The organism is Rhodoferax sp. RT4P68 (assembly GCF_056521305.1).
This window is the reverse complement of record NZ_JBWMBB010000019.1, coordinates 62,523-76,167: the sequence shown is the minus strand read 5'-3', so window position 1 is coordinate 76,167 and position 13,645 is coordinate 62,523. Positions and strand designations below refer to the sequence as shown.

8 protein-coding genes are annotated in these 13,645 nt (G+C 67.5%); 1 reads left to right on the top strand and 7 read right to left on the bottom strand.

Going from position 1 to position 13,645, the window contains the following annotated elements; genetic code table 11:
* Position 1 precedes the first annotated feature (1 nt).
* Together AC099J_RS29200 and AC099J_RS29195 are read right to left on the bottom strand one after the other, a co-directional pair.
* Entirely contained in the window at positions 2–721 is a 720-nt protein-coding gene (locus AC099J_RS29200) for an SDR family NAD(P)-dependent oxidoreductase (RefSeq protein ID WP_479618856.1), read from the bottom strand.
* 52 nt (positions 722–773) lie between these two features.
* Positions 774–1,301, bottom strand: coding sequence for a 2,4'-dihydroxyacetophenone dioxygenase family protein (locus AC099J_RS29195; RefSeq protein ID WP_479618827.1), 528 nt, complete (start codon positions 1,299–1,301; stop codon positions 774–776).
* A gap of 124 nt (positions 1,302–1,425) precedes the next feature.
* Between AC099J_RS29195 and AC099J_RS29190 the strand changes: the two genes are divergently transcribed.
* The gene (locus AC099J_RS29190) at positions 1,426–2,613 is read left to right on the top strand and encodes a trans-sulfuration enzyme family protein (protein ID WP_479618826.1); all 1,188 of its coding nucleotides are present in this window, start codon (positions 1,426–1,428) and stop codon (positions 2,611–2,613) included.
* Positions 2,614–2,738: 125 nt separating this feature from the next.
* Here the strand turns inward: AC099J_RS29190 and AC099J_RS29185 are convergent, their stop codons facing one another.
* The 5 genes from AC099J_RS29185 to AC099J_RS29165 all read right to left on the bottom strand — a co-directional run bounded on the left by AC099J_RS29185 (position 2,739) and on the right by AC099J_RS29165 (position 13,339).
* Positions 2,739–4,127: a TolC family protein gene (locus AC099J_RS29185; protein WP_479618825.1), complete on the bottom strand. Its 1,389-nt coding sequence runs from the start codon at positions 4,125–4,127 to the stop codon at positions 2,739–2,741.
* On the bottom strand, positions 4,127–5,428 hold the full coding sequence (locus AC099J_RS29180) for an HlyD family type I secretion periplasmic adaptor subunit (RefSeq protein ID WP_479618824.1): 1,302 nt from the start codon (positions 5,426–5,428) through the stop codon (positions 4,127–4,129). Before AC099J_RS29180 ends, AC099J_RS29185 begins: the two co-directional genes overlap by 1 nt.
* Positions 5,429–5,444: 16 nt before the next feature.
* Complete coding sequence (locus AC099J_RS29175) at positions 5,445–7,613, bottom strand: type I secretion system permease/ATPase (protein ID WP_479618823.1); 2,169 nt, start codon at positions 7,611–7,613, stop codon at positions 5,445–5,447.
* A 74-nt stretch (positions 7,614–7,687) separates the two neighbouring features.
* Positions 7,688–8,353 (bottom strand): PEP-CTERM sorting domain-containing protein, encoded by a 666-nt coding sequence (locus AC099J_RS29170; protein ID WP_479618822.1) that lies wholly within the window; start codon positions 8,351–8,353, stop codon positions 7,688–7,690.
* 114 nt (positions 8,354–8,467) lie between these two features.
* Complete coding sequence (locus AC099J_RS29165) at positions 8,468–13,339, bottom strand: SdrD B-like domain-containing protein (RefSeq protein ID WP_479618821.1); 4,872 nt, start codon at positions 13,337–13,339, stop codon at positions 8,468–8,470.
* Positions 13,340–13,645: the final 306 nt, after the last annotated feature.

Sequence of the window (13,645 nt, the reverse complement as noted above, 5' to 3'; positions counted from 1 at the left end):
ATCACGCCACCATGTAGCCACCGTCGACCGGCAGGATCACGCCGGTCATGAACGCGGCGGCCGGCGTGCACAGAAACACCGCAGCACGGGCCACGTCGTCGGGCGTTCCCCAGCGGCCCAGCGGCGTGCGCGCGAGGATCGGGCCGGCGCGGGCCGGGTCGTCCTGCAGCGGCTTGGTCAGCGGCGTGGCGATCCAGCCCGGCGCCACGGCGTTGACGCGGATGCCGTCGACCGCGTAGGCAATCGCCAGCGACTTGGTCAGCTGCGCGACGCCGCCCTTGCTGGCCGCGTAGCCGGGCACCAACCCGCCGCCGAAGAAGCTGAGCATGGAGGCGGTGTTGACGATGCAGCCGCGCCGCGGCTTCAGCCGTTCGCGCGCCGCGGTGCACACACGCATGGTGCCCGTCAGGTTCACGTTCAGCACGCGCTCGAACACGTCCAGGTCGTGCTCGGCGCCGCGCTGGATGATGCCGGCGCAGTTGAACAGGATGTCCAGCTCGGGGATGTCGGCCAGCGCGGCGTCCAGGCTGGCGGCGCTGGTGACATCGCACGCGCGTACGTCCACTGCTGGCGACAGCGTGCCGTCGCCCTTGCCCAGGCCCAGCGCCGTCACCTGCGCGCCGAGCGCGGCCAGGTGGTTGGCGATCACCGCGCCGATGCCCTGCGTGGCGCCGGCGACCAGCGCGCGCTGGCCTTTGAACAAATCGCTCTGGTAGGTCATGTGCTGTCCTTGTTCGTCCATGTGCGCCCTTCTGCGCGCCAGCGGCCGAGGTTCATCGGATGAACTGCTTGACGTAGTCGGCACCCAGGCCCACCGCGTCGAAGTGCTTGCGGCACATGTCGATCTTGGTGAACACGTCCTCATAGCCCATGCCCTTGCCGTACGGATCGGTGTAGTACATGACACCGTTGACCTGGAAGTAGGTGATCATTTCCTTCACGTCCTCGGGCACGTAGAGCGTGTGCGTCTCGCCCGGCGGCTCGAACACGTAGCCGCCCTCCTCGGCCCACCAGTCGTGCTCCAGGTACTTCCAGCGGCCCTTCAGCACGAAGCCGTGCACCGCTTGCGGGTGGCGGTGCCGGCTCAGCACGCCGGACTTGCGCACGCGCAGCAGGTTCATCCAGTAACCCTGGCTGGCGTTCAGGCACAGCGGGCGGAACCAGACGTTGTCGGCCTGCGGCACCCACAAGCGCTCGTCCAGCGGAATCGCGTTGGGGATCACGATCTCTGGCAGCGCATCGGGCGGATTCGGGTACTGGTAGGGCGTCAGCGGTTCGGGGTCGGCGCGGTCGACGGGCATGGGTAGTTGTCCATATTGTGGTCGTGTGGCCATAATATGGACGCTGTGTAGAGTCTTGAACTCGGGATAACCCGGCCTGCAGGTCGGCGATCATCGGGCTCCCCCACATGCATGCACGCCCGCCATGACCCATGATCCGCACCCCCACTGGCACGACGCGACCCGCGTGCTGCACGGCGACGCCGGCCTGTCCGAGAGCACGGACATCAGCCCGCCCATCCACTACAGCGCGACCTTCAGGGCGCGCGACGCCGCCACCTTTGCCGACATGGCGGGCACGCCGCGCCACGCCGCCTACTACACGCGCTACGGCAACCCCACGCACGAGCGCGCGGCGGCCGTGGTGGCAGCGCTGGAGGGCACCGAGACGGCGCTGCTCACTGCTTCCGGCATGGGCGCGATCAGCACCACGGTGCTGGCGCTGGTGCAGGCGGGCGACCATGTCGTGGCCCAGTCGCGGCACTACATGAGCACGGCCAAGCTGTTCGACGAGGTGCTGCCGCGCTTCGGCGTTCAGGTCAGCATCGTCGAGCAGACGGACGTGGCGGCGTTCGAGGCGGCGCTGCGGCCCAACACCAGGCTCGTCATGCTGGAGACGCCGGCCAACCCCACGCTGGTGTTGACCGACCTGGCTGCGGCGGCGGCGCTGGCACGGCCGCGCGGCATCCTGACCATTGCGGACAACACCTTCGCGTCGCCGATCAACTGCAAGCCGCATGCGCTGGGCATCGACATCGTGGTGCACAGCGCGACCAAGTCGCTCGGCGGCCACCACGACCTGACGGCGGGGGTCATCTGCTGCTCACACGCGCTGGCGGCGCGCATCTGGCCGATGCACACCACGCTGGGGGCGGTGCTGTCGCCGATGGACGCCTGGCTGCTGCTGCGCGGCCTGCGCACGCTGGCCGTGCGCATGGAGCGCATCAACGCCAATGCGCTGGCACTGGCCGGCTGGCTGGAGCAGCAGCCAGAGGTCGAGCGCGTGCACTACCCGCTGCTGCCCAGTCACCCACAGCACGGGTTGGCGCAGCGGCAGATGGCGGGCGGCGGGCCGGTGATCGCGTTCGCGCTGCGCGCCGGCTACGAGGCCACCAGCCGCTTTGTCGCCTCACTGGAACTGGCGACCCAGGCCGTCAGCCTGGGCGGCGTGGAGACGCTGATCGTGCACACCGCAGCCATGTGGTCGGGCACGATGAACGAGGCGCAGATGGCGGCGGCCGGCATCCCGCCCAACTTCATCCGGCTGGCTGTGGGCCTGGAGAACATCGACGACCTGCGGCGCGATTTCGCGCGCGCGCTGGCAGCCGTGTAAGGCCCGCTGCACCACCTGCGGGCTCGCCCGCAGGTGGTGCAGCCTCTTCGGGCGGTCGGGCCAGACGCAATCCAGACCTCCGGCTTCGCCTGCGGTGCGCGCCTCTTCCGGCGGCCGGGCAAAGCTCAGGGCGGGGCGACGCCGAACCACTCCGCCAGGTCGCCACCGAGGCGACGCAGCCGCAGGTGCGCGACGGCACGTTGCCAGGCGTTGTCCACGTCGCGCTGCTGCACGGCGAAGCGCCGGTCGTGTTGGTCGATCAGTTGCATCAGGCTGCGCCGCCCGGCGTCGTACTGCATCTCGCTGGCCCGCACGACCGATTCCCAATGCGCACGCTGGCGTGTCAGCTGGGGCGCGGCGACATCGGCCTGCAGCGCCTGCTGGCGTGTGACACCAAGGTCGGCCTGCACGCCATCACGCACGCCCTGCAGTTCGGACTCAGCCGCCTCGGCGCGCGCGCGGGCTTCGTCGCGGCGCGCGGCGGGCGCGCCGCCCAGCGGCACTTCCAGGGTCAGCCCGACGGACCAGCCTCGTCGCTGCGTCGTGGTGGGCGCCGGATCGGTACGGTCATACAGCCGGCGGCGCAGATCCACATCGACGCGCGGCAGGTACTCCGGCGCGATGGTGCTGATGCGCGCCTGCGCCTCGGCTGCGCGGGCGGCGGCGGCCAGCCATTGACCGTTTTGTTGCTGGGCCTGGGTCAGCCAGACATCCAGCGGCTGCTGCAGGTCGGCAGGCGGCACCGGCGCGTCGGCCACACGCAAAGCACGCTCGGCCGGCTCGCCCAGCAACACCCGCATGCGCGCCTGCGCCGCGCGGTGATCGGTCTGCACCGTCTCCAGCGCGAGCCGTGCATCGATGCGCGAGGCGGCCGCCAGCTGTGCATCCGCATCCGAGCCCTTGCCCAGCTCCGTCTGGCGCTCGACGCGCCGCACCAGCGACTCGACCTCGACCAGGCGGCGCTCGGCATGCACGGCCAGCTGCTGCTGGCGCAGCAGCTCGAAGTAGGCAGAGCCGATGCGCTCGCAGGCTTCGTCCAGGGCTCGCAGCAGCTCGGCCTCGGCCGCGATGCGCGCCAGCCGCAGCGCGTCGATCTGCCGGCGATCCTCCAGGCCGTTGAACAGGTTCCAGCGCAGGAATGCTTCGCCGCGGTGGTTCCTGCGGTTCAGATCGAAGGCCGAGTCGGAGTCCTTGCTGCGGCCGTACTGGGTCGACACGCCCACCGAGGGCCACAGCCGCGAGCTGGCCTGGCGGCCCTGCGCGTCGGCGGCGGCGACCAGCGCGCGCGCGGTGACCACCTGCGGGGCGTGCGCGAGCGCCTGCACGAGCGCCTCGCGCAGGCCCAGCTCCTGCCCTTGCCCTTGCCCTTGCCCTTGCCCTTGCCCTTGCCCTTGCCCTTGCCCTTGCCCTTGCGTCTGCACTTGCCCCTGCCCTTGCGTCTGGGCCTGCGCCAGCACGGGCACCAGGCACGCTGCGAGCAACAGCGCACGGACGTTTTCCAAAATGCCTGCCATCACCGCTCCTGCAGGGCAGCGCCCAGGGTTTTGAGGACTGGCTTCAGCAAATACTGCATGACGGTGCGCTCGCCGGTCAGGATGCTGGCGTCCACCGTCATGCCGGGCGAGAGTGCCAGCTGCTTGCCGTCGTGCTCCAGGTGGTTCCGGGCGCTGGTCATCTCGACCTCGAAGTACGGCTGCTTATTTTCGTCGAGCAGCACGTCGGCGCCCACACGCTCGACCACGGCGTCCAGCTTGCCATAGACGGCCGAGTCGAAAGCCGCGACCCGGACGGCCGCCTGCTGGCGCGCGTGGATGAAGCCGATGTCCGCCGGCTTCACGCGGGCGCTGATGCGCAGCGCGTCGTCGTGCGGCACGATCTCCAGGATCGGCGCGCCGGCCTGCGCTACGCCGCCCTGGGTCGCGATGACCACGCGGTTGACCACACCGTCCAGCGGCGACACCAGGTCGCGCCGCGCCAGCCGGTCTTCGCGGCCCTTCAGCGTGGTGGCCGTTGCGGCCAGCTTGCCTTCGATCTCGGTGCGCTGCGTGCCCCACAGCGCGCGGCTGCGCGCGGCGGTTTCGCTGGCCTGGGCGCGGGCCTCGGCCAGCGCGGCTGCCAGGCGCGGCAGCGATTCGCGCAGCGCATTCAGCTCGCCGCTTTGCGCCAGCCAGCGCTGTTGGGCAGCCAGGTAGTCGGCGCGCGCGCCTGCACCTTCCTTGTAGAGCCGCTCCTCGATCTGCAGCGACTCACGCGCCGATGCCTCGGATGAGACCAGGTTGGCGATGCGAGAGCGCGCTTCGACCATCTCGGCTTCGCGGCGGCGCACGCCCTCGGCGGCCACGGCCAGGCCGGCCTGGTATTCGCGCTGCGCGTCCTGCCACAAGCGCCGCTCTTCACGCACCAGCACCGGCGCCTCGGCCTCCAAAGCAGAGAAGTCAGGCGTGCCGCCCGACAGCAAAGCGTCGTAACGGATGCGCGACGCCTGCAGCGAGCGCCGGCTCTCCACGCTTTCGCCCAGGTCGGCGTCGTACTGCGCGCGGTTCAGTTCCACCAGGGTCTGACCGCGCTTCACGCGGTCGCCGGCTTTGACCAGCACGCGGTGCACGATGCCACCTTCCAGGCTGGCCACTTCCTGCAGGCGGCTGGGCGCGATCACGGCCCCGCGCGCGTTGACGGCCACGTCGATGTGGGCCAGCGCCATCCAGCCCCCCGCTACCGCGATGAACAGCGCGAACAGTGCCAGCATCACGAAGATGAGGCGGCGCGGCCCGGCGTCCATGTCGGCCGAGCCCGCAAATGATGAGTGTGCATGCATGGTGTGGTTCTCCTCTTCAGGCCGCCTGGCCGACCGGGGCCACGGCCGCCGGTGCCGCAGCGGCGCCGCGCTGGGCCAGTGCGCGCAACACCTGGTCGCGCGGGCCGTCGGCAATGACGCGGCCGCGGTCCATCACGACCAGCCGGTCCACCAGTGGCAGCATGGCCATGCGGTGGGTGACCAGCAGCAAGGTGGTGTCGGGCAAGCCGCGCAGCTGCGCGATCAAACGCTGCTCGGTCGCCGGGTCCATCATGGAGCTGGGTTCGTCGAGCAGCAGCAGCGGGGGGGCATTCAACAGCGCGCGTGCGATCGCCACGGTCTGGCGCTGGCCGCCGGACAGCAGCTCACCGCGTTCACCCACCTGCGTGCCGACGCCGCCGGGCAACTGCGCCAGCGTCTCATCCAGGCAGGCGTTGCGGATGGCGGCGAGCAACGCAGCGTCGCCACCCTGCGTGCGACCCAGCTCAATGTTCTCGCGCACGCTGCCGTGGAACAGTGTCACGTCCTGCGGCACATAGCCGATCTGGCGGCGCAGGCTCAAGGGGTCGACCTGGGTGGTGACCAGATCGTCCACCAGCACGCTGCCGCTGTCGGGCGCGTGCAGGTTGAGCAGCAACTTGAGCAAGGTGCTCTTGCCCGAACCCAGCTTGCCGATGAAGCCCACGCGTTCGCCGGGCCGGATGCGCAGGCTCAAGCGGTCCAGCAGCGGCGCGCGCTCGGGGTAGCTGAAGCCGACGTCACGGAACTCGATGGCGCCCTTGATCGGCGGCGCGTGCAATGTGGTGGTGGCGTCGTCCGTCGGCGCGGCCATGATCTTGTCGATGCCCTGCATGGCCAACTTGGTCTGCTGCCAACGCACGATCAGGCTGGCGATCTGCGCCACGGGTGCCAGCGCCCGCCCGGACAGCAGCGACACACCGATCAACTGGCCGACGGTGAGCACCTGCTCGCCGATCAGCACCGCGCCGATCGCCACGAGCAGCACATTCGTCAGCGTCATGAGCGACGCCGAGAGATAGCTGCCAAAGGCCACGAGCTCGCGCGTCTTCAGGCTGTGCTGCGCGATGCTGACCGTCAGCTGCTCCCACTTGCGGCGGCTCCAGGCCTCGGCGCCCAGGGCCTTGACGGTGTCCAGGCCATTCATGGTCTCGAACAGATGCGCTGTGCGTTGCGCGTTGTGCTGGGTCGACGCTTCGACCGCGCGCGCCAGGGGCCGCTGCAGCGCCCAGGCCAGCAGCAACATGATTGGGATCATCACGATCGGCACCAACACGAGCCATCCGCCGATCAGCGCGATGACGCCCAGGAACAGCAGCAGGAACGGCAGGTCGCCCAGTACCGTCATCGTTCCCGATGCGAAGAAGTCGCGCACCGATTCGAAATCGCGCACGACGTTGGCCAGTACGCCGCCGGACGCTGGCCGACTGGTCGAACGCAGGCGCAGGCACTGCGCAAAGATGGATGCGGACAGCGCTACGTCCATGCGCTTGGCAGCGGACTCCAACAGCGCGCCGCGCAACAGCTTCATGCCCAGTTCGAAGCTGATCAGCAGCACGGCAGCCAGCGCGAGCACCCACAGGCTGTCCAGCGCGTTGTTGGGGATGACACGGTCGTACACGGCCATCGAGAAGAACGGGATCAGGGCGCCGAACAGGTTCAGGCCCAGCGTGCCGAGCAGCGCCCACTGAAAGATCCAGCGGTTGCGGCCAAACACATCCCAGAACCAGCGCTTGGCCGATGGCAAGGTGTACAGCAGGCTGCGCTGGTCGAAGAACAATGCGGGCCGCACGGCGTGCCATGACGCGCCCGGGCATTCGGCCGCCAGCGCTGCACCATCGAGCCACCGCGTGCCGGACACGCCTGGCACGTGGCATTCGAAGCGGTCACCGTCGCGCTGCAACACCACCAGCGCAGAGCCGCCAGCGCCCAGCACGATGGCTGGCAGCATGGTGGTGCGCACGGCGTCGCCGGCAAGATGCGAGGCGCTGAGCCCAGCGCGCGCGCAACAGGCGGCCAGCTGCTCCGCCGCAGTGCCGACGCCCGTGCGCGCCGCGTCCTCGAGCGCAGAGCGCTCGACAGCTGCGCCGAAGTAGTGCGCAAGAAACACCACGCCATCGAGCAGTGCTGTGGTGGCGCGGTCCTCGCCCGGTGGCGCGGTGGCAATGGTCAAGGGTGTGATGCTCATCTCGGCCCTCTCGAAAAAGGAAAGCCGCCTCGGCTCGCGCAGAGGCGGCGGCACAGATCAAAACGTCTGTGGGATCAGTCGGCCTTGCGGCCTTGGCGGTTCTTGCGACGGCGCGCCGCTATGCCGGCAGCCATCAGGCCGAGGCCGCCGAGCATCAGTGCGTGGGTCTGCGGCTCAGGCACCTCATTGGCCTGCAGCACGTCCTGCAGCAGATCGTTGGACCAACGGGTGAACGTGTAGACGTTCTGCGTGTACGGCGTGGTGCCGTTGGCAACGCCGTTGAGCATGATGTTGGCTTCGGCAATGGCGCTGGCGGGCGTTTCGAAGCTGGCCACGGGCGCCTGGTCGATCAGTTCCCACAAGGCAAGCTGGAACCCCACGGCCCGCGCGGTGCTTTGCGTCACGCTGCCGTAGTAGCGGTCGTACAGCTCCTGCACGTCGGCCTCTGGCGCATACGCGCCCGGCGAGTACTCGTTCGATCCCGAGCGGTCGACGTCTTCCGCCAGTTGCAGGCAGTACGCAAGGAAACTGGAGTTGGTGTCCAGATTGCTCACGTTCCACAACGCCACGATGCCGGAGTAGTCATTCGACGTCGTGTCGTTTGCCTGTGCCAGATCGAAATAGTTGACGCCATTGGCGCTGTAGCCGCGGATCTCGATCAGATCGGCCTGGGCGCCGCCCGCCAGCGCGGCCAGCGCCAGAGCGGCTACCAAAGTTCGGGGCTTGGAGAGAAGTTTCATGGTGGTTCCTTAGGGAGTGAAGTCGGGGAGGTAGTACAGGCTCGCGCCGGCCACCGTGGCCTCCCGGCCCACGGCAGCTGCCTGCCCCTGATGGGGCGGTAATCGAAGGGATGCTCAGGGAGCCAGCGCGAGGGCTGAGTCGGGCTGTTGCATGGCTTTGGCGATTGCGCGCTGCGCTTCGTTGGCAGCGTCGAAGCCGAAATCGACCATCGCGGCCTGCTCACGCGCGGCGCCACCGCCCAGCGACTGGTCCAGCAGCGCGTTGTCAACGCCCAGCAGCTCGGCGATCGACGGCAGTTCCACACCGGCGGCTTGGGCGTCGGCGACGTCGACGTTGAAGTACACGTCGGTCATGTCGACCGAGGTACCGTCCGCCATGGTCGCGTCGCTGCGCTCCAGGTGCAGGTTGCCCTGCTTGTCCAGGAATGGCAGGTCGGTATAGGCCACGGTCATGGCCGCCACACCGGCCTGGGCAAGCGTCATGAGTTCGCCGGCATCGGTCTGGTGGTTGCCGTTGACGTCTTGCCACACACGCAGCTCACCGAAGTTGGCGTCCTGCGCGTCGACCACGCCGTCGCCATTGCTGTCGAAGCTGGCCAGCTTGGCGAAGCCCTTGCCCTTGGCGGTACCGCCGAACAGCTCGTTGATGTCATCGATCTTGCCGTTGCCATCGCGGTCCACCGCCAGGAAGCCGTCGCTTCCCGAGAGCCAGCCGGACTGGATGCCGCTGCCATTGCCGAACAGGTCGAAAGTGGCGTCCGACGCACCCCGTGCCACGGTCTGGATGCCATCGCCGTTCAAATCGATGGCGATGGGCGACATGCCTGCGTCGCGCGTGCGGTCGGCCTGCCCTTCGGCCAGCCAGAACCAGTCCTCGGTCCAGGTCACGTTGACGCTGCTGTTCTCATGCACCACGTCAGAGTCCGTGGCATCGTTGGTGCCGCGGTCCTGGTAGGTCCACACCCAATTGGTGTTGGCAACGGAAGATCCTCCCGCAGTGGCGCTGCTCTTGTCGAACTCGAGGTAGTAGTACCCGGCGTTGAGGTTGCTGAACAGGTAGTTGCCGCTGCTGTTCGTATAGGTCGTGGCGACCACGTTGTTGTTGTAGTCGTACAGCTTGACCTTGACGTTGTAGATGCCCTGCGTTTCGCCCACATCCTGGATGCCGTCCCTGTCAACGTCATTCCAGACGCGGTCGCCCACACTGGCCGTCCCCTGCTTCGTCACCAAGCCGGCGTCCACCGTCATGTTGGACTGGCCAATGCCCAGCGTGACCACATGCGATTTGCCAGTGGTGGCGGTCGCATCGGAGTCCGTCGAATCACTGCCCACGTTGGCCGTGGTGTACTGGTAGCCGGTCTTGCCGCCGAACGTCACCTGGTACTGCCCGGCCGCCAGACCGCTGAACAGGTAGTAGCCCGTGCTGTTGGTCGTGGTGCTGCGGCTGATGTCATCGCCCGTTCCGAAGACGCCGTCGGCGCCTGCGCCAGCCAGCGTCACCGTCACGCCCGACGCACCGGTCTCGGTGCTGTCCTGCACGCCGTCACGGTCGGTGTCGTACCACACGCGGTCGCCCAGGCAGGCGTTGTTGGTGTCCTTGACCACCAGGCCGGCGTCCACCGTCAGGTTGGATTCGCCGACGGCCAGGCTGACCACCTGCGACTTGCCGGTGCTGGCGATGGCGTCGGAGTCCGTCGCGTCGCTGCCAACGTTGGCGGTGGTCAACTCATACCCAGTCTTGCCACCGAACGTCACCTGATACTGCCCTGCTGCAAGGCCGGTGAACAGGTAGTTGCCGGTGGTGTTGGTCGTCGTGCTGCGGCTGATGTCATCCGCCGTGCCGAACACGCCATCGGTGCCAGCGCCAGCCAGCGTCACGGTGACGCCCGACACACCGGTCTCGGTGCTGTCCTGCACGCCGTCGCGGTCGGTGTCGTACCAGACGCGATCGCCCAGGCTGGCAGTGTTGATGTTCACCACGCCGGCGTCGACCGTCAGGATGTCGTCACAGGTGTCAACGGTCACCGCCGTCGAATACGTGGAGATAGCCGGAGCTGTCAGACGCACGTTGTCGATCATGCCGCCGCAGCTGTCGTCGTCGCCAGACTGCTCGCGGAACGACAGACGGTCCAGACCGCCAGTGCCGACGACGCTGAACGTGTAGGTCTTGAACGTGGTCGAAGTCGGATCGATGGTGGCGATGCGCGAATTGCCCCACCACACTTCGACTGTGTTGGTCGCGAGCGACGTGCCCGTGCGGGCTGCCACATCGACCGACAACTGGTAAGTACGGCCCGCGTCGGTTTGGATGTTTTGGTAGAAGCCGGTGCCGCTGCCGGCCACGTTTGAATCCAGTTCCGCCACATACGTACCGGTCGCGCCGGTCACGCCGAACCACGACCATGAGGCCTGGCCCACTTCGACGGTGTCGCCCAGGCCGGTCCAGCCCGTCGCGCCGCTCTCGAAGCTGCCGTTGACGATCAGGTTGGAGACCGCGCTCACAGTCGTCGCCTGGAAGTCGGAGTCCACTGCATCGTTGCTGCCTACGTTGGCGGTGGTCAGCGCCAGGCCGTTGGGCAAGGTCATGCCGACCTTGTACTGGCCCCAAGCCACGTCGGTGAACAGGTAGTTCCCGCTGGCATCGGTGGTGGTGGTGCGCACGGTGTCGTCGGCCGTGCCGAACACGCCGTCAGTGCCGGTGCCGGTCAGCGTCATCGTGACGCCGGCCACGCCCGCTTCTCCGGCGTCCTGCACGCCGTCGGCATCGGTGTCCATCCACACCTTGTCGCCGATCTTGACCAGGCATACCTTCACGCCAGCGTCGACCGTGCGGTTGCTCTCGCCGATCTGGAGCGTGACCAGCCCGCTGGTGCCCGTCTGGGTGCCCGTGCCGTCCCACACCGTGTCGCTGTCGGCCGCGTCGTTCGTGCCCGCGTTGGCCGTGGTGAATTTGTAGCCGTCGGGGGCCACCACCTGTACGGCGTATTGGCCTGCCGCCAAGCCGGTGAACAGGTAGTTGCCATTGGCATCGGTCAGCTGGGTCGCAATCACCTGGCCGCTGGCGTTCAGCAAGCGCACCGTGGCACCGACGACGCTCGCCTCGCCGCTGTCCTGCACACCGTTGCTGTTGGCATCGATCCACACCCGGTCGCCCAGGGAGGCGGTGTTGGTTTCGATCTGCACCAGGCCGGCGTCCACCGTCAGGTTGGTCTCGCCGATGGCCAAGGCCACGACTTGCGACTTGCCGGTGCCGATGATGGCGTCCGAGTCCGTCGCGTCGTTGCCCACGTTGGCCGTGGTGAGCTGGTAGCCGGCCACACCGCCGAACGTCACCTGGTACTGGCCAGCGGCCAGGCCGGTGAACAGGTAGTTGCCGGTGCTGTTGGTCGTGGTGCTGCGGCTGATGTCGTCGGCGGTGCCGAACACGCCGTCGGTGCCAGCGCCAGCCAGCGTCACGGTCACGCCGGCCACGCCGGTCTCGGTGCTGTCCTGCACGCCGTCACGGTCGGTGTCGTACCAGACGCGGTCGCCCAGTTGGGCGGTGTTGGTGTCGGTCTGCACCAGGCCGGCGTCCACCGTCAGGTTGGTCTCGCCGATGGCCAAGGCCACGACTTGCGACTTGCCCGTGCCGATGATGGCGTCCGAGTCCGTCGCGTCGTTGCCCACGTTGGCCGTGGTGAGCTGGTAGCCGGCCACGCCGCCGAACGTCACCTGGTACTGGCCAGCGGCCAGGCCGGTGAACAGGTAATTGCCGGTGCTGTTGGTCGTGGTGCCGCGGCTGATGTCGTCGGCGGTGCCGAACACGCCATCGGCGCCAGCGCCAGCCAGCGTCACGATGACGCCGGCAACGCCGGTTTCCGTGCTGTCCTGCACGCCGTCGCGGTCCGTGTCGTACCAGACGCGGTCGCCCAGTTGCGCGGTCTGCGGATCGACAGGTACGGCGACCACGACGCCGGCGTCCACGGTCAGATTCGTTTGCCCGTCGGCGAGAGTGACGAACTGGGAGATGCCGAAGGCGTTGACATCGGAGTCCAGTGCGTCATCGCCGACATTGGGCGAGGTGAACTGGTAGCCTGGGACGGCGCCGAACGTGACCTGATACTGGCCCCCGGCCAGATCGGTGAACAGGTAGTTGCCTGTGCCGTTGGTCGTGGTGCTGCGGCTGATGTCGTCGGCGGTGCCGAACACGCCGTCTGCGCCTGCGCCGGCCAGCGTCACACTGACTCCGGCGACGCCGGTTTCGTTGCTGTCCTGCACGCCGTCGCCGTCAGCGTCGTACCAGACGCGGTCGCCCAGGCTGCCGAGCGGCGGCAACTGGAGCGTGATGAAGTTGGGCGTGCCGTCGAGGTCGGACGCGTTGCAACCAACGGTGCCGCCATCGTCGCGGACCTGGAAGCCGAAGCTGATCTGCCCGGCCCCGCTGGATGGTGGCTGGTACACCAGCGCACCCGCCCGGATGTCGGCAATCAACACCTCGGCGCCCGCTGCCAGCAGCACACCGTTCAGCAACAGTTGACCGGCGCCGGGCAAGCTGCTGATGACGACCGACTTGAAGGCGTCGCCCTCCACCGGGTCCGTGAAGCCGAAATCGGCCTCCTGGAAAACGTAGCCCGAGCTGTCGGTCAGAGCGATCGCTTGGTCCGTGCCTTCAGGCGCATCGTTGACCGCGTCGACTGTGACACCCACCTTGACTGTGAACAGCTCGTCGCCCGATTCGATGACGAGATTGAGCGTTTCGAGGTAACCGTACCAATCCTGCTCGTTGCTTGCCGTGATGACCATGCTGGTCCTGTCATCAGACACGCGCACCAGCGAGGTCGGCGCCGTGGAATACGTGCCATCCGGATTCTTGACTTGGATCGTGTAGATCACCACCGGGCCTTCCGGGGTGTACCCGGCTGCGGCGAGGAGTGATTCGATCGTAAAGCTCTTGTCGGTGTCTTCGCAGACATTGACGAGCGTCACGAGGTTGTTGGGTGCGGCCATGGATTCTCCTTGGATCAAACGCTAAAGATGCTTGTACTCACGCATCACTACTTGTATGCAAAGCTGTGAGTGGGTGCGATTGTGGCAATTTTTACCCAATCCGATTCAACACTCGATGTGTTTTGTGAGAAAAGTTCCTGAAAACTTGTGAAGAGTACACAAGTAAATACTAACTACTTAGATCTAAAAAATTGTTTTCAACCGTTTGGCACGCCAGTCCGCACCCAGGTAAAAAAGCAGAACTGGGCTGCCGGCATACTGGGTGATGGCCTTTTCTGCACCCCCTACCCCCCGGCGCCTGTGGCG